The organism is Mesorhizobium sp. M1322, from assembly GCF_040318085.1.
Lineage (GTDB): Bacteria > Pseudomonadota > Alphaproteobacteria > Rhizobiales > Rhizobiaceae > Mesorhizobium.
The window spans coordinates 1-21,720 of the sequence record NZ_JAMYLP010000056.1; the positions used below are offsets into that span (position 1 = coordinate 1).

At 62.7% G+C, this 21,720-nt stretch carries 18 protein-coding genes and 2 pseudogenes; 8 read left to right on the forward strand and 12 right to left on the reverse strand.

The features are described 5' to 3' along the window. Positions 1-412: pseudogene (locus NKH12_RS19745) on the forward strand (ABC transporter substrate-binding protein); the annotation flags it as partial. A gap of 14 nt (positions 413-426) precedes the next feature. Continuing rightward, complete coding sequence (locus NKH12_RS19750; protein ID WP_352954669.1) at positions 427-1,188, forward strand: ABC transporter ATP-binding protein; 762 nt, start codon at positions 427-429, stop codon at positions 1,186-1,188. A gap of 32 nt (positions 1,189-1,220) precedes the next feature. Here NKH12_RS19750 and NKH12_RS19755 read toward each other — a convergent pair whose 3' ends face one another. From NKH12_RS19755 to NKH12_RS19765, 3 genes and pseudogenes are all read right to left on the reverse strand, one after another. After that, on the reverse strand, positions 1,221-3,188 hold the full coding sequence (locus NKH12_RS19755) for an acyltransferase family protein (RefSeq protein ID WP_352954670.1): 1,968 nt from the start codon (positions 3,186-3,188) through the stop codon (positions 1,221-1,223). A 308-nt stretch (positions 3,189-3,496) separates the two neighbouring features. Beyond that, a complete protein-coding gene (locus NKH12_RS19760) occupies positions 3,497-3,859 on the reverse strand; it encodes an SPW repeat protein (RefSeq protein ID WP_352954671.1) in 363 nt (120 codons plus the stop codon). A gap of 243 nt (positions 3,860-4,102) precedes the next feature. Next, positions 4,103-4,323, reverse strand: a pseudogene (locus NKH12_RS19765) (alkylphosphonate utilization protein). A 144-nt stretch (positions 4,324-4,467) separates the two neighbouring features. On the opposite strand from NKH12_RS19765, the gene NKH12_RS19770 reads away from it, so the two are divergent. Continuing rightward, positions 4,468-4,821 carry a cupin domain-containing protein gene (locus NKH12_RS19770; protein ID WP_352954672.1) on the forward strand — a complete coding sequence of 118 codons (354 nt, stop codon included), beginning with the start codon at positions 4,468-4,470 and terminating at the stop codon, positions 4,819-4,821. Positions 4,822-4,975: 154 nt separating this feature from the next. On the opposite strand, the gene NKH12_RS19775 is transcribed toward NKH12_RS19770, so the two are convergent. Continuing rightward, positions 4,976-5,206 (reverse strand): hypothetical protein, encoded by a 231-nt coding sequence (locus NKH12_RS19775; protein WP_352954673.1) that lies wholly within the window; start codon positions 5,204-5,206, stop codon positions 4,976-4,978. A gap of 171 nt (positions 5,207-5,377) precedes the next feature. Next, entirely contained in the window at positions 5,378-5,641 is a 264-nt protein-coding gene (locus NKH12_RS19780) for a hypothetical protein (protein WP_352954674.1), read from the reverse strand. Between the two features lie 316 nt (positions 5,642-5,957). Here NKH12_RS19780 and NKH12_RS19785 point away from each other — a divergent pair, with 316 nt between their 5' ends. The 3 genes from NKH12_RS19785 (at position 5,958) to NKH12_RS19795 (ending at position 10,754) form a co-directional block, all read left to right on the forward strand. Then, a complete protein-coding gene (locus tag NKH12_RS19785) occupies positions 5,958-6,890 on the forward strand; it encodes a hypothetical protein (protein ID WP_352954675.1) in 933 nt (310 codons plus the stop codon). 206 nt (positions 6,891-7,096) lie between these two features. Next, positions 7,097-9,085 carry an AI-2E family transporter gene (locus NKH12_RS19790; protein ID WP_352954676.1) on the forward strand — a complete coding sequence of 663 codons (1,989 nt, stop codon included), beginning with the start codon at positions 7,097-7,099 and terminating at the stop codon, positions 9,083-9,085. A 520-nt stretch (positions 9,086-9,605) separates the two neighbouring features. Next, complete coding sequence (locus tag NKH12_RS19795) at positions 9,606-10,754, forward strand: glycoside hydrolase family 1 protein (protein ID WP_352954677.1); 1,149 nt, start codon at positions 9,606-9,608, stop codon at positions 10,752-10,754. Positions 10,755-10,777: 23 nt separating this feature from the next. Here the strand turns inward: NKH12_RS19795 and glf are convergent, their stop codons facing one another. Continuing rightward, positions 10,778-11,947, reverse strand: a complete 1,170-nt coding sequence (gene glf / locus NKH12_RS19800) for a UDP-galactopyranose mutase (protein WP_352954678.1) — start codon at positions 11,945-11,947, stop codon at positions 10,778-10,780. Between the two features lie 2 nt (positions 11,948-11,949). Beyond that, positions 11,950-13,122: a glycosyltransferase gene (locus NKH12_RS19805; RefSeq protein ID WP_352954679.1), complete on the reverse strand. Its 1,173-nt coding sequence runs from the start codon at positions 13,120-13,122 to the stop codon at positions 11,950-11,952. A 492-nt stretch (positions 13,123-13,614) separates the two neighbouring features. Between NKH12_RS19805 and NKH12_RS19810 the strand changes: the two genes are divergently transcribed. Both NKH12_RS19810 and NKH12_RS19815 read left to right on the forward strand, forming a co-directional pair. Beyond that, positions 13,615-14,460, forward strand: a complete 846-nt coding sequence (locus NKH12_RS19810; protein ID WP_352954680.1) for a glycoside hydrolase family protein — start codon at positions 13,615-13,617, stop codon at positions 14,458-14,460. 453 nt (positions 14,461-14,913) lie between these two features. Beyond that, positions 14,914-16,389 (forward strand): glycoside hydrolase 5 family protein, encoded by a 1,476-nt coding sequence (locus NKH12_RS19815; protein WP_352954681.1) that lies wholly within the window; start codon positions 14,914-14,916, stop codon positions 16,387-16,389. 145 nt (positions 16,390-16,534) lie between these two features. Here the strand turns inward: NKH12_RS19815 and NKH12_RS19820 are convergent, their stop codons facing one another. Genes NKH12_RS19820 through NKH12_RS19840 form a run of 5 tightly spaced genes read right to left on the reverse strand, consistent with a single transcriptional unit; the run spans position 16,535 to position 21,696 of the window. Continuing rightward, positions 16,535-17,464: a phosphatidate cytidylyltransferase gene (locus NKH12_RS19820; protein WP_352954683.1), complete on the reverse strand. Its 930-nt coding sequence runs from the start codon at positions 17,462-17,464 to the stop codon at positions 16,535-16,537. Positions 17,465-17,475: 11 nt separating this feature from the next. Then, a complete protein-coding gene (locus NKH12_RS19825; RefSeq protein WP_352954684.1) occupies positions 17,476-18,138 on the reverse strand; it encodes a lysophospholipid acyltransferase family protein in 663 nt (220 codons plus the stop codon). Between the two features lie 8 nt (positions 18,139-18,146). Further along, a complete protein-coding gene (locus NKH12_RS19830) occupies positions 18,147-18,575 on the reverse strand; it encodes a hypothetical protein (RefSeq protein ID WP_352954685.1) in 429 nt (142 codons plus the stop codon). After that, positions 18,572-19,912 (reverse strand): phosphatase PAP2/dual specificity phosphatase family protein, encoded by a 1,341-nt coding sequence (locus NKH12_RS19835; protein ID WP_352954686.1) that lies wholly within the window; start codon positions 19,910-19,912, stop codon positions 18,572-18,574. Before NKH12_RS19835 ends, NKH12_RS19830 begins: the two co-directional genes overlap by 4 nt. Positions 19,913-19,914: 2 nt before the next feature. Then, a complete protein-coding gene (locus NKH12_RS19840) occupies positions 19,915-21,696 on the reverse strand; it encodes a bifunctional alpha/beta hydrolase/class I SAM-dependent methyltransferase (protein ID WP_352954687.1) in 1,782 nt (593 codons plus the stop codon). Positions 21,697-21,720 lie beyond the last annotated feature (24 nt).

A 21,720-nucleotide genomic window follows, 5' to 3' on the forward strand; every position in this document is an offset into this window, starting at 1 on the left:
GGCGCCGTTCGCTGGCGCGCTGGTGGACAAGGGCGGCGTGCGCGGCGTGTTCAACGACACCGACGTGCTGGGCGAACTGGCCGGCGGCTTCATTGTCCTGCGGCGCGACTTCATCACGGCGCATCCGGATGGCGCCCGCAATTTCATCGAACAGTCGGCCCGCGCCGCCGACTGGTCGCGCCAGAACCCGGACGAGGCGCGCAAGGTGCTCGCGGAGATCCTCGATAAACGCGGCGAAAATGGCGCGCTGGCGCGCTACTGGACCGGCTTTGGCCTGCGCGAAGGGGCCAAGGCTGACGACCGCGACATCGACTTCTGGGTCAGCGTGCTCGAGCGCGACGGCCGCCTGCCCAAGGGCAGGCTGAAAGCCGCGAATATCCTCTACCGGCGCGGCGAAACGAAAACCAACTGACCGGGAGACGGGCCATGACCACCACAAGCGGCGGCGAGGTCACGATACGCGACCTCTCCAAATCCTTCAGCCTCGGCGGGCGCCCGCTTGCCGTGCTGAGGGCGCTCAACCTCGACATCCGCTCCGGCGAATGTCTCGTCATCGTCGGCGCCAGCGGATCGGGCAAGACCACGCTGCTGCGCATTCTTGCCGGGCTGGAGGCCGCCGACAGCGGCGGTGTCGCGATCGACGGCAAGCCGGTCCATGGCGTCGGCGCCGAACGCGCGGTGATTTTCCAGGAACCGCGCCTGCTGCCCTGGCTGACAGTACTCGGCAACGTCGCCTTTGGCCTCGAAGTGCGGGGCGTGCCCAAGGCGGAGGCCGAGCACAAGGCCCGCTTCTATACCGCGCTCGTCGGCCTGGCCGAATTCAGCGATGCCTATCCCAGGCAGCTTTCGGGCGGCATGGCGCAGCGCGTCGGCATCGCCCGGGCCTTGACCGTGCAGCCTGAAATCCTGCTGCTCGACGAGCCGCTCGGCGCACTCGACGCCATGACCAAGATCGGCATGCAAGAGGAACTGGCGCGCATCTGGAGCGAGGAGAACGTCACGATGGTCATGGTCACCCATGATCTGGAAGAAGCAATCTATCTTGCCGACAGGGTGCTGATCCTGCCCAGGGAGAAAGGCGGCACAGCACGGCTGGTCGAGGTTGAACTGCCGCGCCCCCGCGATCGTAGCGAAAGCCGGTTCGTGCGCTATCGCGAAGAACTGCTGCGCGAGTTTGGCTTGCACTGAGACAGCGGTGAAAGGCGCGTCTTGCGCCGCCCTTATTTCTGCGCCGCCCCCGTCGAGAACAGCGCGCGCTCGACGGGCGGCTCCAGCGTTTGCGCAAAGGGCGTCGCCAGGTGGTGGCGATCGCGGTAGGCCAGCTTGCCGTTGATGAAGACATGGCAGGTCTTGGCGTCGCAGAACCGGTCGGTCATGTCGATATAGGTCGCGTTGGGGACGGCGCGCACGATGTCGCGCTCCACCGCGGCCACGGCGTCGTTGGCGGCGTCGGTTCGCGGCGCGTCACATACCGACGGCGTCTGTCCGCGCCACAGCGCGCGGGCCACGCAGGTGTCGGCAAACATGCCGTTGAACGGCACATCGCGAATGAAGGCGACTTTCAGCCCGGCCTGGCTGAACGCTTCCAACGTTGCACGCAGGCCGGCCTGCCAGTCCCGATCCTGGCTGTCGGATACCTTCACGTCGGGCGACAATTTGCGCGAGCTCGTCAGCGAGATCTCCGAGATCACCACCAGGCTCGGGCGCAGGGCGATGATCTCCTTGATCGATTGCTCGCGCCACCGATCGCACTCGGTGTAGTCGCGCTTCAGCTTCGAGCTCCAGACTGTCAGCCGCGACGCCCGGCAGGCGGATTTGAGCCAGGTGACGACCTTGTAGTTGTTCTTCTTCGCCGCCTCGATCAGCGGCGTCGACCAGTGGTCGGCATGCGAATCGCCGAACAGCGCAATCGAGTGCTCGGCATTCTTGGCGCCGAACATGCAGGGCTTCGGCGTGACGGTTTCGTAGTCGAGAACGCAGCCGTCCTTGGCGCGCGCGGTGGAGGGCTGTGCGGCAGTTTCGGCAATGATGCGTTGTGAGGGGTCGAGATCGTGCACGGCAAGGCGCGCATTGGCGTAAGTTGCCACCACGCCGGCGCCGGTCAGCATTGCGGCGGGAATAAGCGCGCGCGCCGCGTTCGCCATCAGCCAGACGTTGCGGCGGATCGGGTTCTCGATGAAACTATAGGTGAAGATCGACAGCACCAGCGTCAATGCCGCGCAGGCAAGCCGCCCGGGCCAGGAGAGATCGGGAACCATCATCGTCGCATAGACGATGACCGGCCAGTGCCAGAGATAGAGCGAGTAGGAAAGTTTCCCCACCCATTGCAAGGGCGGCAGCGCCAGCATAGCGCTGGGCCCTCTTTGGGCATCGGCGGAGCCGCTGAGCAGCAGCAGCGCGGTGCCGGCCACCGGCACCACCGCCGCGACGCCGGGGAAGGGGGTGGCCTGTTCGCTGAAGGTCAGATAAGCCCCGGCGATCAGCGCCAGGCCAAGCCATGCCAGTGCTGCGCCCAATTGCGGGCGCTCGCGCCAGAATTTTGCCGGCGCCATCGTCGCCAGGCCGCCGGCGGCGAATTCCCAGGCCCTGAGCGGCGAGAAATAGAAGGCCCAGGGCTGCGCCACGGTGGTGAGCCAGGCGCAGACGGCGAACGACACCGCGCCGGCGAGGCCGATCACCAGGATCGCCATGCGCATGCCCGGGCGCAGCCATGCCGCCAGCAGAAGCAGCGCCGGCCATACGAGGTAGAACTGTTCCTCGACAGAGAGCGACCAGAAGTGGATGAAGGGGTTGTTCGCCGCATCGGGGGCGAAATAGTCGAACGACCAGCGGATCAGCCAGAAATTGATCGCATAGGCCGAGGCGAACATGGCGCCTTTCGAATAGAGCGCCTGTTCGTCCGGCGACAGGATGAAGTAACCCGCGACAAGCGTGGCGAAGATGACGAACAGCGAGGCTGGCAGCAGGCGCCGGGCGCGCCTTGCGTAGAACCGCCACAGGTTCAGCCTGCCGTCCTCGGCGATTTCCCGCAGCAGCTGGCCGGTGATCAGATAGCCGGAGATGACAAAGAAGATGTCGACGCCGGTGAAGCCGCCCGGCAGGTCCGACAGACCGAAATGGAACGCGACGACGCCCGACACCGCCAGTGCACGCAGCCCTTCGATATCAGGCCGAAACGATGCTGACACGGCAAAACCTCGTGTGGTCGTTGAAAAAAGCCACCCGTTGCGAAGACTCGACGCGATGTAGCGATATTGCAATGCAACAAATCTAACGCAGTGCAACATAAGTGGAAGTTCGCGAGTGCGGCGCGGGTGTGCTCGTCGGCGTCTATACCAGGAAGCGCCGCGGCGGCGCCGCCATCTGCACCCGCCGGGCGGTTGGGTTTTGAGCACAAGGAAGATAATTGGCCCGGCTAGCGGGCCTGCGTACCGATCTCAGGCTTAGAAGAGCCCGCCGCTCGCGCGCCGGGCTCCTCCCCGTTTGTCGTCACCGATCACGCATGCGCTGGCGGATGATGACGGGAGTCCCAGACCGCCCAGGCCGATGCCGCAACCACCAGCACGCCGAGGACAACATGGGTCGCCATCGCGTTGGCGTTCGCCATGAAGCCGAGCAGCCAGGGTGAGACGATCAGCCAGAGCCCGACGACAAGGTTCATCCACTCTTCCCATTCGGCGAATACCGAAAGCGCCGCGAGAGCCAGGGCGCCGAGCACGACTGCGGCAATCCAGGCGTTCCACGCAGGAGCGGTTTCAGCAGCGAAGCCGATGACCCAGGGTGAGATGAACAGGCATGCCGCGAGGATCAGATTGATCCAATCCTGAGGCTTCTTTCCTTCCATCAGATCGTTTGCCATGACAACCTCCACAGATGAAGCTTGACCAAAGCACTACGTCGCGTGCAACGCACGCTTAGTCATTGATATATCGTACTTTCGACGGCTTTCAAGGAGTGGCCCCGGGGGCGGCCGTTACGTCGGTTGCGCACCGCGGCGATGTCGTGTCTGCCGTCCGCCTGCGCAATTCAGAAGCGCCGCTTCCCGGAGGCTTCGGCTTGCAAGCTCGGGGAACTCGCGCGAATCATGGGCCAGGCCGGGCGATCACGCCTTGTTCAGGAACTCGGTTTTCAGCACCAGGCCCTTCACCTGCTTGGTATTGCACTCGATCTCGCCGGGATGGCCGGTGAGGCGAATGTTCTTCACCAGCGTGCCTCTTTTGATCGTCTCCGGAGTGCCCTTGACCTATAAATCCTTGATCAGGGTGACGGAATCGCCCTCGTTCAGCTGGGTGCCGTTGCTGTCTCTACGATCGCGTCTGTCATGCCGGTTCTTTCTTGGGCCGATCCACGGACTATCCGGCGGATGGCGGCCAGGTCAAGCGTGCCGGGCACCCGCGTTGCTCATGTCAGGTGCTTCGGCTATTGACCGGCAGCCAATGCCGGCACAGTCCCAGACGGAGTCCGACTATGACAGAGAAGACCATCCTCAAATTCGGCGCGGTCGAAAACGCCGAGGCGGGCGATCTCGCGGGCTGGGTCGTCGTCGACGGTAACCCAGCCATGAAGACCGCCGTCCAGCACACCACAGCGGACGGCAAGGTCATGTCGGGAACCTGGCAGGCCACCCCCGGCACCTACCACGCAACCTACAGCGACTATGAATTCGTGCACATGATATCAGGCCGTATCGTCATTACGCCCGATGGTGGCGCGCCCGTCGAAGTCGGTCCCGGCGATGCCTTCGTGGTCGAGGCCGATTTCAAGGGAACGTGGAAGATCATCGAACCGGTGACGAAGCATTTCGTCGTCAGGGTCGGCTGAGGCCGGAGGCGGACGGAACACGGCCTGACGCGCCGCCGCCAAGCTTGTCGATCGCGGGGCCTGTCGATCCCAGAGCCTATGAATCCAGGGCACCGCAAGCGTGGAGCGGTCGAATAAAAAGAAGAGCCCCATCCATTAGGGGATGGATGAAACTCTAGAAATCGAAATAGATCGCCGGCGGATACGGACTGGACGCATTTTTGTCAGCCGGCGCTGCCATCGCACCGGACGAGGCGTTGATCCCGCCGGTGGACTTGTTGTCGAGCGGCGGCCGGGTTTTCTCGGCTGTGGTCGCTTTCGCATCGGTGGCAACGACTTTCGTTTTAGCCTCCACAGTTTGCGAAAGTGCGAGCACGGCGAGAAGTGCAGACAGGGCAAGTTTCATGACGGCGTCCCTCAATGGTTAACGTAACGTTAACCCCAGCCGCGGGCCCGAACACCGCCACAGTGTGGAAAGGCGTGGAATTCTCCGGAATTCCTGGAATATGGCTCGTGGAAAAGCGCGGTTGCTAGGAACCGGCGCGAGTTAGGCTTACGCGGCGCGCAGGCCGTGGGTTCAATCCCTGAAGCCGGTCGAGTCTAGCAGGGCGACCTGCTTGCCGTCGATGTAAAAGCGTATCACGTGTGCGCCGCCGTCGACTTCGATGCGCGTCGGCTCGATGGCCGGCGACGCAGGAACCGCCTTGCCATATGTCGCTGCCGCCCGGGAGCCGGCAGCTGCACGCGACGGTCCGTCCGGCCCGAAGGTCAGCAGCAGCAGGGCAGCGGATCCAGCCGCAACCGCGGTGAAATGGATTTTGGGGGAGGCAATCCAGGACATCGAATTATTCCTTCCTTGTTGAGGCGGCATCTACGCTGGTTGTGGTGGTTGCGAGAGCTCGGCTTCGCCGTCGTTCAAATGACTGAGGAAGGGGTTGGTATTAAAGCCTAGATAGCGTGAGTTTCATAACTTGCCCTTGCCCTGCGCGACCTTAGCGCCGCCCGGCAGGGCGAAAAGGGTAGGCGCGTGGAGCGGCGTGGAATTCTGCCGATTTCCTGGAAGATGGGACTTTGGGAGAAGTCCGCCTCGCTATGAATGCGGTGGGAGCAAGTGCTGGCACATGTTATGCCTCGCGGTGGCATAAGGGGCGGGTGGGATGGCGCAGCATATCGCGCAGAAATTACGGTTGACTGCAGCCCTGCTGGGAACCTTCGCTCGCAAGGATTTGGCGGCGGCGTTCCGAGGCGTCAACCCGAAGACGGCGTTCGATCTCGGCCGTGCCGACAAATGGCTGCAGGGCCGCGCCCAGCCGCGCGAGCTCAGCGTCTACGACGACTGGTCGAAGCTTCTCAAGCTGGAGCAGCCGGGCGCCTGGATCGCAGAGAGCGACCTGCCAGGCTTCACGGCGGCAATCTGCGCCCGCCACGGCATCGACAGGGCCGAACTGGAACGCCGCGTCGGCGCGCAGTTCGAGACGGCGTCCGGGCATGAAGAGCGAAGCCTTGGATTGGCCCTTGCCGGAACCTATGCATGTTATTCGCGCGCCTTGTCGCCCTATTATCGCGGCCAGTTGATCAGGGGCAGTCTTTCGATAGAGACCGGGCCGGGGGCGCACGGCCTGACTGCCGCCTATCGCGAGGCATTGCCGACCGGGCAGCTGCTGCTCGGTGGGCTGATGACGTCGGCAAAACGCGGCCTTTATGCGCATCTGAAGGAAACCAGCGGCGAAGCCCAATTCTTCCTGTGCCTGTTTCCGCACTCGCGGCCCGGAAGCGTGCTTGGCGGCTATCTGTGCGGCACCACCATCATCGGCCCGGAGCCGCAGCCGTCCCTGACCAGGATCCTGATCGTCCGCTTGCGCGATACGACGCCCGAGGCATGGGGCGGATATCTGCCGCCTGACGGGTCGATCGCTGGGGATTTGGCATCACTCGGGCTGACCATCGAGCAGCCGGAAGCGGTCGATCGGCAGCTGGCGCAATTCCTCGTAGCAGACAGCAAGGACGGCGGTGCCAGCCAGATCCCACCGGCCGAATTCCGCGCCATTCTCGACGTGTTCGACCGTCATTGGCTGAGCCATTCGGGCTAGGCTGGAGCCCGTCTTCTGCCTCTGCGGAACCGATCACTAAGTCAGTTGTTGTGTCCGGCGACCAAAGCGACCGTCCGGCTGTCCAGTTGGGCCGCCAAGCGCCCGCCCTTGCCGCTCGCCTCTTCGAACTCGCCGGCGCGAAGAGGCGAAAGTTGCACGCCGGCTCAACATGCCTGATCATGGCTATGGCAGGGCGGAGGTATCAAGTGGCGGCCAATCGTCGAAACGGCATGCACCCCGCGGGGCCCGGGGTGATGGGCGTTGTTTCCTCTGCCAGAACCCTCCCGCGCATGTCACTGCCCACCGTCGCGACAGTCGTGGGCGCGGTTGCGGCCCTGTATTTCGGGCGCGAGGTTTTCCTGCCGATCGCAATCGCTCTGCTGCTTACCTTTGCGCTTGCGCCCATGGTTTCCGCACTCAAGCGAGTCGGCCTTCCCCGTCTCCCGGCCGTCATCGCCAGCGTGCTGAGTGCATTCATGGTCCTAGCCCTGTTCTCCTTCATTGTCGCCACGCAGGTGAGCGAACTGGCGCAGAACATCCCGCTTTACCAGTCCAATATCCTGACCAAGGTCCGATCCCTGAAGGAGACCGGCGTCGGCGGAGGCATCATCGCCAGGCTGAGTGGCGTGATCGAACGCATTGGTCAGGAACTCGACCGGCAGGAAACCTCACCGCCTACCGCAGGTGAGCCAGAGCGCGAGCCGGTGCCTGTCGAGATCATCGCGCGCGAAAGGCCGCTCCAGGTTCTCCAGAACCTGATCGGCCCGCTGATCAGCCCGCTGGCATCGGCCGGCCTGATCATCGTCGTCGTTATATTCATGCTGCTCGAGCGCGAGGACCTGCGCGACCGTTTCATACGCCTCGTCGGCTACGGCGATCTTCATCGGACCACCGAGGCGCTCCAGGATGCCGGCAAGCGGGTCGGCCGATATCTGCTCATGCAATTAGTGGTGAACATCGTCTATGCGGTGCCAATTGCATTCGGGCTTTGGGTTCTCGGCATACCCAATGCACTGCTGTGGGGTTTGCTGGCGTTGGCGCTGCGCTTTGTTCCCTATATCGGCCCGATCATTGGTGCGTTGCTGCCTTTGTTCCTGGCGCTGGCCGTGGCGCCCGGCTGGTCGCTCGTGCTGTGGACCGCCGGGCTATTCGTGGTCATGGAAATGATCACCGGCAACGTCGTCGAACCTTGGCTGTACGGCTCGCGCACCGGGCTGTCACCATTGGCCATCATCGTCGCGGCTATCTTCTGGACCTGGCTCTGGGGACCGCTGGGCCTGGTTCTGTCGACGCCGCTCACGGTCTGTCTCGTCGTGCTCGGCAGGCATGTGCCGCAGTTCGAATTCCTCGACGTCCTGTTCGGCAACGAACCGGTGCTCGAGCTACATGCCCGACTCTATCAGCGCCTGCTGGCCGGCGACCCGGAAGAAGCCACTGACCACGCCGAGGAGTTCCTGGAGGAAAAATATCTGTTCGAATTCTATGACAAGATCGCCATTCCCGCACTGCTGCTCGGCGAACAGGATCGCGTACGCGGTGTCATGGGCGATGAGCAAAGACGACGGGTGGCGGCCAGTGCGCAGACGTTGGTGGCGAACGTTGGGGACAGCGCACGGGAGGAAGCGGAGGAAGATGACTCAGCCGCAGCCGAGCCTGCCACAGCCGACGAGGACAAGCAGGCTCAACGGGAAAGCGAGGACGACACCGAGCTGCCGGATGGCACAGACATTTCAGTGCTGTGTGCAGGCGGACGCGGCGAACTCGACGATGCCGCCGCCGCCATGCTGGCGCAGGTGCTCGAAGTCCAAGGGGCGACGGTCTCGAAGGCGAGCTTTGCCGATATGGATCCAGCAAGCATTGGCCGGCTCGAGCTCGACGCTGTCGACACCGTTGTGGTCGGATTCCTGAATCGCGACTCCGTCAAGCACGCCCGTTTCCTGGTTCGTCGGCTGAAACGTGCCAAGTCGGCGCTGCGGGTAGGCATCGTGTTCTGGTCGGAGGACGGCCATGACAAAAAGACAGCCGTCGAATTGGCCAATGACATCAACGCCGATTTTGTCGCCTACGGCATGGTCGACGCCGTTCTGGGCGCGTTGTCGAGCGATCCGCCGGTTGCGCTGAAGGTCGCTGCCAAGCGCCGCATGCGCCGCCGGCCGCGCCCGGCCAAGAAGGCGCCGCTTGCCGCTGCAAAATGAGAGCGGAACAGGGCGGCGAGAGCGTGGGAAATCAGTCGGTCAGCTAGGTGAGGGCTGAAGTCGCGTGGGGCGTGATGAGAAATGCCAAGTTGCCGGGTCGCCGCCCAACCAGAAATATTTCAACCGAAGGGAACCTCACGGTCGCAGGCAAGTTCGGTACGCAATGTGGGGAGATTGCGCCATCTCATCGGCTTTATCGTTGTCGTGCTTGCGATCTCTCCTACCTCGGATTCCATTAGGAGGGGCAATGCAGCGCGACGACGCTCAACGAGGCTCGGCTTGAGAGCGCCAGTCTGTCATCCTGAGGTCGACCTCTGCTCACCGACAACACCTGGACTCGGCCCCGCTCGCGCTCGCTTGGTCAACACTCGACGCTTGCACCCGTACCACTCAGAGGCGACGTGATGGCGGCCCGAATGAAATTGTGGTGGGGGTCGAAACTGGCAATGGTCGATAGCCTAGCAATGGCCGATCGCCTAGCGGGAGCGCTGGCGCAAGCCTTGGCCGACGGGTCGCACGTATGAGCAACGAGCCGGCGCGTCCGCCGGGCGAATATCCGTCCGAGTTTGCCAGCTTCTTTATGGCTGGCTTCGAATGTTCCTCGCATCGGCGCGGCGACGGAGTGCGCCTCGATTTGATCCGCGCAACCGCACATGACAAACACGCTCTCGGCGACTATCGCAGCTGTGCTGCCCTTGGGCTTCGCACGATCCGCGACGGCTTGCGCTGGCACCTGATTGAAACAGCGCCAGGGGTCTTCGACTGGTCAGGTTGGATATCAATGATCGAAGCAGCCCATGCGGCGGGGGTGCAGGTCGTCTGGGATATCTTCCACTATGGCTCACCAGACCACGTAGACCAGGGCGCCCCAGACTTTATAGAAGCCTATGTCCGCTTTGCCGCTGAAGCTGTCCGGGTCCATCGCGCCGTCACAGGAGTAGCTCCCCTGGTGTGCCCGATCAATGAGATCTCATTTTTCGCATGGGCGATAGAGGTCGGCTATTTCCCACGCGTGGGGCCGAAGAAGCGGGGATGGTTCAAGCGACAGCTTGTGAGGGCAGCGGTTGCGGGCGTCAAGGCGATGGGCGACGCCGAACCTGATTGCCGGTTCATATGGGCTGAACCGCTAATCCATGTTGCTCCTCGTGACCGTACTCGTCCCGAGCAGCGGCGCGCGGAAAATGTTCGTCAGGGCCAGTTTGAAGCCTATGACATGCTGACGGGCCGTGCCGAGCCCGAATTGGGCGGCAGCGAGGACTGTGTGGACGTCATCGGGCTTAACTTTTATCCGCACAACCAATGGTACTTTCGGGGGCCAACGATACCGATGGGCCACCACGAATATCGGGCGCTTTCCGACATGTTGGTCGAAGTCGCAGAGCGTTACGGGAAGCCCATGTTCATCGCCGAGACAGGCGCTGAAGGATCAGGCCGGCCGGCATGGCTCCATTATGTTTGCGATGAGGTCCGTGAGGCAATGCGCCGTGGTGCGCCGGTTCAGGGCATATGCCTGTACCCGGTGACCGCGTATCCCGGCTGGGACAATTCGCGCCACGCCGAAGTCGGCTTGTTCTCTACGATTCATGCCGACGGTTCGCGCAGTCTTCGCCAACCGGTTGCCGATGAATTGGACCGCCAGCGCGGATTCTTCGCGGCAGGTGTTTCGTAGCGGTCGAAGAAGGGCGGGCCACGTCAGTAGGTGGGGAACTGCTCCGAATGTTGGCCGAGCATCGTCCGCTGCGTAAGCATCTGCACGGTGCCGTTTGCCGGCAGGCTCTGTTGAATGCGCGCGAACGTCGCCAAAGCCTGACCGACGACCTGATCCATATTGTAGTAGCGGTACGTGGCCAGGCGCCCGACGAACCACACTTCGGGGCACGCCGCTGCCAGTGCTTCATAGCGTTTGTACAGCGCCTCGTTTTCCGCCCGCGGCACCGGGTAATAGGGATCGCCGATATCGGTTGGATATTCGTAAGTGAGGCTGGTCTTCGGGCTCTGCTGACCGGTCAGATGCTTGTACTCGGTAATGCGGGTATAGTTTTCCGTTTGCGGATAGTTGACAACGGCGACCGGCTGAAACTGCTCGCAATCAAGCGTCACGTGCTCGAACCGCAGTGACCGATAAGGCAGACGACCAAGGCTCCAGTCGAAATATTCATCAACCGGCCCGGTGTAGATCATCCGCTGAAAAGGGATCTTGTCGCGAATTTCGCGATAATCGGTCTGCAGCATGATCTTGATCCTTGGGTTGTCCAGCATGCGCTGGAACATGCGTGTATATCCGCCAGCCGGCATATTCTGGAAAGTGTCGCCAAAGTAGCGATCATCGCGGTTGATCCGCGTAGGGACCCGCGCAGTCACCGATTTGCTTAGTTGGGCAGGATCGACACCCCACTGCTTCCTTGTATAACCGCGAAAGAATTTCTCGTAGAGCTCCCTGCCAACGGTGCTCACAACCACATCTTCGGCGGTCCGGACTTCCTCGACCGTTTCTCGCCGGGATGCGAAGAACTCCTCCAACTGCTCGGGCGTCAATTCAAGATCGTACAGGCGATTGATCGTTTCGAGGTTGATCGGTATCGGCAGCAGTTTTCCGTCGACCGAAGACAGTACGCGATGTTCGTAAGGCCTCCATTCGGTGAATTGCGAGAGATAGTCGATGATCGATTGGGCGTTGGTGTGGAATATATGCGGCCCATAGCGGTGGACCAGAATTCCAGCTTCGTCGTAACAGTCATAAGCGTTGCCGCCGATGTGATTTCGCCGGTCGATGAGCAGGACGCTTTCCTGCCGTTGCGATGCGATGCGTTCGGCGAGCACGCTGCCAGCGAAGCCGGCGCCGACAATCAACCAATCGAACATGGTCAGGCTCCCCGGCGCAAAGGCACAATGCTTTTCATTGCATAGGCGCGCTGAATATGGGCAGCCATTGCGTCCCACGTTCGTTCCCAGGACATGTTGGCGAGGTAGGCATCGACTTCCTTCAACAGGAAATTCCGCGGACGTGACAGAAGGGACCGAAGCTTGGTTTCGATGTCTTCGGCATCAACAATGTCGACCAGGCCTTCGGCACCATAGGTGCGCACGACGTCCACAATCGCCGTGGAGACCACCGGCAGTCCGGCGGCCAGGAACTCAGGAGTTTTGGTCGGGCTGATATAGCGTGTCGCCTCATTGAGCGCGAAGGGCATCCAACCGGCGCTCCAATGCCTGAGATAGCGAGGCAGGTCGGCGTAGGGCTTGGCACCCAGCCAATGTAAGTTACTTGCGCGCGGCAGGCTTAGCGGGTCGATCTTGACCACCGGGCCGAGCATGACGAAATGCACTTCGGGCATTGCCGCAGCCGCCTGTGCGATCATTTCAACGTCGAGCCGTTCGTCGATCACGCCGAAGAAGCCCACTCTCGGGTGAGGTATGTCTGCCTGGTCTACAGGGTCATCGCCGGGCTCTCTTGCTTTGTGAAAATGCGCAACGTCGATGCTGCTTGGGAAGGGAAAGATCGACTTATGGAGGCTTCGCTTGGCCTCATACAGACTCTGCCCGCCCGTGAACACGACATCAGCGCGTTGAAACAGCGCTTTCTCCATCTGCGTCAACTCTGCCGGTGCGTTCTTGAAGGCGGAGAGTTCATCCATGCAGTCGTAGACGCACACGTCGTAGCGGAGATGATCGCTGAAACGCAGCGCCATGGGCGTGTAGTACCATACAGTCAGCCGGTCATGCGGGGTTGAGGTGACGATCTGGTCGACGAACCTCCGCTGGATCGCGTCCGCCTTTGTTGCGGAAATGCCGGCCGGAAGAACCGGGATTACGATTCGGATCGTCGGTGACTCATCTCTCACTCGCATGGAGGGGTAGGGTCTTTCCTCGAAGACCGGTTCCTCAAAGTAAATTAGCTGTTGCTGTTTTGAAGCGAGCGTCAGAATGTGTTGTGGGCGTTGGTGTACGAAATTCCACCTGAGGTGAGAAAAGCATAGTAGGATGGATGATTTTATGGGAGTGTTAGCTGATATTTTCTTGCCGCCCGCCATTTCCATATAAGTCATTCCTTTGTTATAGTCTGAAATTCTGTCGGATTAACATATGTTAATCCAGGCGCGCCCTATCTGAAGCCCGCAGGCATGCATCTAACTTTCATTTAGGTAAGTTGTTCCACAAGAGTTGAACTGCGTGCGTGTCTAAGTAGTGGCGCCGCAATCGACGGATAAGCGGAGCGGGCCAGCCACAATGCCCAACCCATCCGGCCCAAGCGAGCGCTTCGACTGTCGCAAGGTCCTGCGCCACGCGTGATCTCAACAAATGTGGCGCGTTGCCACAGAACGGTTGAGAACGTTCGATCGTTCAACAAGCGTTAATCGGAGGAGCTATAAGTTAACGGTCTGTGAATCGATTCGGCCGAGTGGCACACGGGCCCGCGACCGCCGACGAACAACGGGTGAGAGAGCTAAGAAATGAAATTCGACTTTGAAACCAACGTCTTTCCGTTGTTTCACCCGCAGTCCGTGGTTGATCTGAAGGATCCTTGTCCGGTGTTCGACGGCACGCTTTGGCACGTCTTCGGTTCCAGCGGCACTGTCACGACCGAGAGCTGGAAAATACTACATGCCACGGCTCCGGACCTTTTTGGGCCGTGGACTGAGCATGAGGCGCTCGAATTGGCGGTAACCGGATCGGGCATAGCGGCGCCCGGCGTTATCCATGAATGCGGCGTTTTCCACATGTTCATCCAGACCGAATTCCTGAAGTCGGGCGGACGTTGCGAGCATGCTGTGTCTAATGATGGCTTTCATTGGGTCGTGCTGAATCCGGCGTTATTGTCCCTGCCGGACACCGATGAGGACGGGATCTATGATCCCCATCCGGCGATCATCGGCGGCAAGCGCTACATCGTCTATTCAGGCATGCCTAAATTCACCAGGGTGCCGCAGCCTGACGTCTATCTGGCGCGCAGCCAATCCGATTCCTGGTTCGGGCCGTGGAAACGTCTCGGCAAGATATTGGATCATCTCGATGTGCCCCATCACAATGCGCGCGAGCATCCGGACTATGAATGGGGGATCGAGGGCGCCCAACTGGTCGAATTACCCGACGGTCGCGTGCTTCTCAACGCCACCTGCTTCCTTCCCGACGGTCCGCGCGGAAGTCGTCAGCGCGTATTCTTCGCCATCGCCGACGACGTCCAGGGCCCCTACGTCTCGGTCGGCCCCGTGCTTGATCCTGGTGAACCTGGGGAGAACGGCCATTCGACGGTGATGATCGAGGGCGGAAAATTGACTTTGTTTTACCAGAGCAGACGTGAGGCAACGAACCATCGCTGGCGTTTCGGACTGGCTAGGTGCGACCTGGATCAGCAAGCTCCTTCACGAGTCGCCTAACAGGGACGACCAGCACTAGCATCGTGGCGGCGCCATGACTATTTCACCCGCGTTCCTGCGGTAGTCCATAACGTAACGATGATCGCAAGGCCGGCTCTGCCGCAAGGGCGCAGCAAACTGCGGACCATGATCGCGTCCTGGCTCGTTCTTCGTCAGGATCGACCGACCTGGATTACCTGAGGATCAGCCACGTTGAGGGAGCCTTAGCAACTCATGACTGCCCAAGAAGGGGCCTGAGTGGAAGAAAGCGGTTTAGTCCTGCATAGATGCATTTGGGACCGGGTGACCCCACAGGAGGTGCGCAAGCCTTCGAGGCCGTCGCTTAGGGGAAGGGGATGCTCCTTCGCTCTCCTTGCACCGCAATAGATGAGAGTCCATTGGCCTGCCAGCCCGGCGAAACATTTTGCCACCGCGGCAGTTATACCGCTCCGGGTACGAAATTCGGAGCATGCTTTGAACGATATCAGATTGGCGATACCGCTGGTCGGGGAAGTGGAAGACTCTGCGCCGAGATCGGCTGCCGGCCTGCCTTGGATCAAGTTAGCCGGTTCCTATTTCGCCACCGAGGATGGCGAGGCATGGACGCCGATCGGGCAGAATGATGCGGTCAGCTGGCCCGAACTCAATGGCCTGTTCCGGCGCGCCGATATGGCCGGCGTGGCAAATCATCTCCGTTGGCTGAAGGAAAGCGGCGTCACCTGCCTCAGGCTGATGCTGGAATATGCCCAGGTTCGCCACCGCTACTTCGAGAAGCCGCAGGGCCGCTTCGTGCCGGGGATGGTGCAATTGTGGGACGACCTCTTTCGTCTTTGCGAAAGACAGGACTTAAGAATCCTGCTCACCCCCTTTGATACGTTTTGGCAGTGGCTCCACTGGCGCCACCACCCCTACAACCGCAATAACGGAGGCGTACTGGACCACCCGTCGCGATTCCTGGTCTGCGCCGAGACGCGCCGCGCGATCAAGGCAAGGCTGGAATTTGTGGTTCGCAGATGGAGCGGCAGCGGAGCCTTCTTCGCATGGGACCTCTGGAACGAGATCCATCCCGAGCAGGCTGAGGGCAGCGCGGATGGATTCGGCGCCTTCATCCATGATCTCAGCGATTTTGTGCGCCGGCTGGAAACGTCACTTTACGGCCGCTCTCACCCGCAGACCGTCTCGCTGTTCGGACCTGAGCTTCGCTGGAGGCCCCACATGCCACTGCCCGGGCCGATCTTTCGCCACCCAGACCTCGACTTCGCCTCCCTCCATCTCTACGAGGAGGGCACGATCGATGACCCCAGTGACACGGTGGCGCCAGCGCTCGGCATGGCGCGGATCGTCGGAGAGGCGCTCGGCGAAATCCATGACGGCCGCCCTTTTCTCGATTCCGAGCACGGCCCGATCCACTCGTTCAAGGACAAGAAGATCACGCTTCCGGAACCTTTCGATGATGAATATTTCCGCCATTTGCAATGGGCTCACCTGGCGGCGGGGGGCGCGGGTGGCGGCATGCGGTGGCCAAACCGCACCCCCCATGTGCTCACCCCCGGCATGCGGCGGGCGCAGCGTTCGCTGGCCGATTTCCTCCCTCTGATCGACTGGGTTTCGTTCCGGCGTGCCCATCTCGGCAACAAGGTGCGTGTTTCCGGTCCCGACGCCGCGGCTGTTGCCTGCGGTGACGATTCCCAGGCAGTGGTCTGGCTGGTTCGCCGCGACACGATCGGGCGGAACGGTATGCTTCGCGCCGGCGCTGCGCCGGTTCCGGCCGCCTTGGAGCTGCCCGGGTTGGCTCGCGGCACCTATCGCGTCATCGCCTGGGATACCACTGCCGGCAGGCAAATGGCGGAATGGCAAGCGAATTCGGACGGCTGGCTGAAGCTTGATGTGCCGCCGTTCTCCGCCGATGTCGCCCTTGCCATCCGCCGAGGCGTTCTGGCTGCGCCATAACTACTTCATCCGCGTTCCTGCTGGTCCAAGCAGAGCCGCGGGAAACATCTCTCACGACCTGCGGCAAAACTCGAAGGCGTAGCGTTGTCGAGCGATCCGCCGGTTGCGCTGAAGGTCGCTGCCTAGCGCCGACCGTTGCTCGCGCTCACGTCCAGAAATAGCGCACGGTGTGAAAGAAAATCGGGGCGGCGAAGACCAGGCTGTCGGCGCGGTCCATCATGCCGCCATGGCCCTCGATCAAATGGCCCCAGTCCTTCACCCCCTGGTCGCGCTTGATGGCGGAGGCGACCAGCCCGCCGAGAAAGCCCATCAGGCAGGCGATGAAGGCGACGCCCGCCGCCTGCAGCGGCGAAAACGGCGTCAGGAACGACAGCAGCGCGCCAAGCAGGCTCGACGTCGCCAGCCCGCCGACCAGGCCCTCCCAGGTCTTCGACGGCGAAACCTTCGGTGACATCAGGTGCCTGCCGAACAGCTTGCCGAAGATGTATTGCAGCACGTCGCTGCCTTGCACGGTGATGATCAGGAAAGCGATCAGCAGCAAATTGCGGCCTTCGAAGCCGGGCACCTCGAGCGTCAGCAGCGCCGGCACGTGGCTGACGCAGTAGACCGAGATCATGACGGCCCATTGCTGCGCCGAGACGCGCTCGAGAAAGCGCTCGGTGTCGCCGTGCAGAGCGGTGATCGCCGGCATCAGCAGGAAGCAGTAGACCGGAATGAAGATGGTGAAGAGGCCGTACCAGGCGGTCCACACCAGCCAGTACTGGAACGGGATGATGATGCCGAACATGCCGAGCAGCACCCAATGGTCGCTGCGGCGGCTGTGCGTCAGCGTCACGAATTCACGCAAGGCCGCAAACGAGATCAGCGCGAACAGGATGGTCATGCCGGAGCGGCCGAAGAAGAAGGCGACGGTGATCGCCACCACCATCACCCACCAGGCGTTGATGCGCTGGTTGAGGTTGACCAGCGTCGAGGAGAGTGGCTTCGGCGCGCGCCACGACAGGATGCCGGCGACCAGGCTTGCCGTGGTCAGCACCGCAGCGAGGCCGACAACCAGAATGAGGGTTTCGTGCATTGGCATGTTGTCTAGTCGTCTCTTTGCGGGCGGGGGTTCAGCGCAAGCAGTGTTTGGCGGGCGCGGTCGAGAAAGGCGCGGCGTTCCTCGCCGGGCGCAATGGCGATCGGCGCGCCGAAGACGACACGGCAGAGCAGCGGCACCGGCACGAACTGCCCCTTGGGCAGCACCCGCGACATGTTCTCGATCCAGCACGGGATGAGTTCGACGTCGGGCCGCGCCATCGACAGATTGTAAAGGCCGGAGCGGAACGGCAGCAGCGGCTCGTCGGTCATGTTGCGCGTGCCTTCGGGAAAGATGATCAGCGAATGGCCCTCGTCGAGCACCGACAGCATGATCGAGATCGGATTCTGCGCCTCGTCCGTCCACTGCCGGTGGATGAGTACGGAGGACAGCATGTCCTGCGCTATGAAACGGCGCAGCCGCGATTTTCCCCAATAATCGGCGGCAGCGACGGCATGGGTGCGGGCGCGCTCCTTCTCGCTGAGGCAGGCCGACAGCAGGATGAAATCGCCGTGGCTGGCATGGTTGGCGAAGTAGATGCGCTGCCGGTCCGACGGCTGGCTGCCGTTCCAGATCGGCCGCACCCCGGTCACCGCCCAGGACAGCGCCGACAGGCCGACCGAGGTCACGGTCTGCAGCAGGGTGAAGGTCCTTGTGCCGAGCTTGCTCATCGTCCGGCTCAGAAAGACAAGGCGACAGCGGATGCCGCCACGAACAGGCCGAGCGCGATGCGCTGCTTCATCAGCAGGCGCTGTGTGCCCGCGATGCGCCGGTCGAGCGAGCGGATGCCGGCAGTGGCCGGTTTGACGCGCATGCGCGCCAGCACGTCGTCGACCGAGGCACCGCCGGCGGCCTCGCTGATGTGGCTCGCCATTAGCCAGAACAGCAGCGCGTCGAAGACAAGCAGGGCCGAGACGGCAAGGGTGATCACGCCGCTCGCTGCCGCGACCAGCCAGACCGCCGCCGCCAGCGTCGTCGTCTGCGGCTGCGCTGCCACGGCCATGACCGGCGCGGCCACCAACATGGCCAGCACCAGCAGCAGCGGCCACACCGCCTGCGTCATCAGCCCGGCGGCGAATGCTTCGGCTTTGTCTCGATGGGCACTCATGCCGGCTCGTCCGCCGCGATCCGAAGATGCACCGGACGGCCCGATGACGCGAGCCGCTTGTGCGCCTGCGCCGGCGTTGGCGAGCGGCCGGTGGCAACCAGCCATTCGGCGACGACGCCGGCGCTGCGCTGGAAGCCGAGCGCGCAGCAGACCAGCACGGTGCCGTGGCCCCGGGCCGCCTCGATCGCCGCCACCGCTTGCGCTTGCGCAGCTTGCGAGGGCGGCAAAAGATCGACCATGGCGACAGCCGTCCAGCGACAGGTGACGCGGCGCGGGCTTTCCAACTCGCCGGCAAGGTCGATCACCGTGCCGAAAGCGTCGGCCTCGGCGGCGGTGGGAAAGCGGCCGAGGAATACGCCGTCGGCGATCGCGACATGCGGCGGCAGCTTGCGCGTCCACGCCCACACATTGATCCTGGCGCCAAGCCGGTAAGGCAGCAGCAAAACACGGCTGGCCAGCGAGACGCCGCCGTCGGCGGCTTTCTGGAACACTTTGACGCCGGCCCCGGCATAGGCGAAGGCGACGATGGCCAGCGCCAGCGCCGGCCACAGCAGGATCAGCCACAACGCCGAGACGAAGGCGCCGGCAACGGCGCCGGCCAGTGCCAGCGCTGCGACGAGCGCGTAGAACAGCGCCAGCCGCCGTGCCCTGGGATCGGCGGTTAGGTGAAAGCCGGCGAACGGCAATTCGCCGTTGCACGGGAACAGCCACAGGGCAAAAAAGCCGAGCAAAGCGCCGGTCGGGATATCGATGACATGGTGCTGCCACGTCGTCAGCACCGAGGCGCCGATCAGGAGGCACCAGGCATGCCAGACGACGCCAGCTATGCCGGTGAGCCGATGACGCCAATGATCCCAGACAATGACCAGCAGCGCGATGTGCAGCGACGGCGCCTGGTTGAACGGCTTGTCGAAGCCGCCGAGCACCGCGAACATGAAGCCTGGCAGGCCTGATGTTTGCGGCCGCATGAAGGTCGCCGTCAAAGGGAACAGGATAAAGCAGGCGACGGCGATGATTTGCGCCGTGAGATAGCGGCCGGCAAGACGGTCGACGCCGCGCTTGGTATCGTTCAACAGCAGCGACAGGCCGTAGAATAGGTTGATCGACCAATAGGGCACGATCGTCCAGGCGATGAACGGGATGCCGCGCTCCCAGGCAAAGACGATGCTGCCGACATCGGAGCGCTGCGATGCCAGCCAGTTGGCGAAGCCGTAGGTCGCGTAGAAGAACGGCGCCAGAAACGCCAGCCACAACGCCGAACGTAGCACGATGCCGGCGTACGGCTCGCGCGCGGAGGCAGAAAGGGCAGGGGCAGCGGCAACGGCAGGCAAGACCATGCTCAGACGCGCCGCGCGATCGAGACGGTGAAGATGCCCCACTGGTCGATGCGCTGGTCGAGCTTCTCGAAGCCGGCCGCCGCCACCAGCTGGTCCATCTCGCATTGCGTACGCCGGCGCATCACCCAGGCCCGGCCGCCGCGATGCGAGGTCAGGCTGCGCGCGATCATTTCGAGCTGCGGATGCCAGGGCTGGTTGGTGTAGAGAAGCAGGCTGCCGGGCTGCATCGCCTTGGCCAGCCCGCCGAGTGAGCGGGCGATCATGGCGTTGTCGGCAAACAATTCGTAAAGCCCGGAGACGATGGCGAGGTCCGGCGCCGGATCGAGCCCGGCAAGCATTTGGGCGTCGAAAGCGTCGGCCTGGTGGAACGAAATGCTGGTCGGCAGGTGCCGCTCGGCGATCAGCTTGCAGCCGAGCGAAACGTTGAGGTCGGAGAAGTCCTGCAGCCGCACGCTTGCCGGCGGCTCGGTGCATTTGGCGACGGCGTCGAGCACGTAGCGGCCGTGCCCGGCAGCGATATCGACGGTATGGACCGGGCGGCCGGCGGCCTTCAGCGTCTGAGTGGCGCGGCCGATCAGCTCTTCCAGATGCAGCTTGCGCTGGCGGATGCCGCGCCAGCCGATGGCGTCGAGAAAGGTGCGATCGATCATTCGGCCGAGCGGACCGGTGCCTCGCGCCTCGTTCTCGTAGACATAGTCGAGTGTCGAGCCAGAATCGAAGCCGGTGGCAATCCCCGTCTTCATGCCTGACGACAGCCAGGCGCCCATGCGGATCGAGGCCCGGCTCATTGCCCAATAAAGGCCTTTCGGTGACAGCAAAGCGAGCGGCGAGGCGAGCCGGTCGGCCTCGTCGCGTGTGTAGCCGGCGCAGTCGGCCGCGGTCAGGTCGACCGACGTCTCCGGCGTCGTGAACTGCGTTTCGAGGAACGGCTTGATCAGGTCGAGTGCCTGGCGGCGGTCGCGCTCGCCCAGCGTGTCGTGGAAGAAACCGGGCAGCACATGCCGCTCCTTGGCCGGGCTGGCGAGATTTACGAAGAATTCGTGCTGCGGTCCATGCCGCACCACCCAGTCGCTGCCGGAGATCAGCAATTGCGTCGGCACGGTGATGGCGCGGGCATCCGAGACGATACGCGCGGCGTGCTCGTAGAGCTCGACCAGGATGTTGGAGGCGATCGGCCGCGTGATCAGCGGATCGGCCTCGAAGGAGGCGATGCGCTCGGGGTCATGCGTCAGGAACTTGGCCTTGACGTAGGAATTGACGAAGAAGCGGCCCTTGATCTTCTGCCACAGCGCAATGCCTTGCTTGGCGAAGGGCACGTAGAGCTTGACCGAGAAGGCCGGCGAGGCCAGCACCAAAGCGCGAATCTGCGGTGCATAATCATGCACCCAGGCGGCGGCGAGCACAGCACCGAAAGATTGCGCGATCAGCGCGATGTCGCGCTGGCCGAACCCGTCTTTGCCGATCTCGCGCACGAAACAATCGATGTCGCGCACCAGCGCGGCAAAGGACGGTGCATAGCCGCGCTCGCCGGCCGAGCGACCGTTGCCGCGCGCGTCCCAGGCGTAGAAGGCATGGTCGGGCATGTCGAGTTCATCGACTAGATGCGCCATGCGGCCGCCATGCTCGTGGCCGCGGTGGAACAGCACGACCGCGCCCGTGGCGGGTTGCCCGGCAGCCGGCCAATAGCGGTAGAAGATCTCAGTGCCGTCATGCGTGCGGAAGGTGCGCTCCTGCGCCACCCGCTGCTCACTTGCGGAAGCGGCAATCGCTGGTTCATGAAGCATGTTGTTCCCCTGGCGGATGCGACC

Coding starts and splice junctions, on each gene's coding strand:
- glf (WP_352954678.1), bottom strand. CDS start 11,947: ATGTTCGATTGGTTGATTGTCGGCGCCGGCTTCGCTGGCAGCGTGCTC.
- NKH12_RS19830 (WP_352954685.1), bottom strand. CDS start 18,575: ATGAGTGCCCATCGAGACAAAGCCGAAGCATTCGCCGCCGGGCTGATG.
- NKH12_RS19825 (WP_352954684.1), bottom strand. CDS start 18,138: ATGAGCAAGCTCGGCACAAGGACCTTCACCCTGCTGCAGACCGTGACC.
- NKH12_RS19840 (WP_352954687.1), bottom strand. CDS start 21,696: ATGCTTCATGAACCAGCGATTGCCGCTTCCGCAAGTGAGCAGCGGGTG.
- NKH12_RS19785 (WP_352954675.1), top strand. CDS start 5,958: ATGGCGCAGCATATCGCGCAGAAATTACGGTTGACTGCAGCCCTGCTG.
- NKH12_RS19835 (WP_352954686.1), bottom strand. CDS start 19,912: ATGGTCTTGCCTGCCGTTGCCGCTGCCCCTGCCCTTTCTGCCTCCGCG.
- NKH12_RS19760 (WP_352954671.1), bottom strand. CDS start 3,859: ATGGCAAACGATCTGATGGAAGGAAAGAAGCCTCAGGATTGGATCAAT.
- NKH12_RS19775 (WP_352954673.1), bottom strand. CDS start 5,206: ATGAAACTTGCCCTGTCTGCACTTCTCGCCGTGCTCGCACTTTCGCAA.
- NKH12_RS19780 (WP_352954674.1), bottom strand. CDS start 5,641: ATGTCCTGGATTGCCTCCCCCAAAATCCATTTCACCGCGGTTGCGGCT.
- NKH12_RS19805 (WP_352954679.1), bottom strand. CDS start 13,122: ATGGAAATGGCGGGCGGCAAGAAAATATCAGCTAACACTCCCATAAAA.
- NKH12_RS19750 (WP_352954669.1), top strand. CDS start 427: ATGACCACCACAAGCGGCGGCGAGGTCACGATACGCGACCTCTCCAAA.
- NKH12_RS19820 (WP_352954683.1), bottom strand. CDS start 17,464: ATGCACGAAACCCTCATTCTGGTTGTCGGCCTCGCTGCGGTGCTGACC.
- NKH12_RS19795 (WP_352954677.1), top strand. CDS start 9,606: ATGAGCAACGAGCCGGCGCGTCCGCCGGGCGAATATCCGTCCGAGTTT.
- NKH12_RS19770 (WP_352954672.1), top strand. CDS start 4,468: ATGACAGAGAAGACCATCCTCAAATTCGGCGCGGTCGAAAACGCCGAG.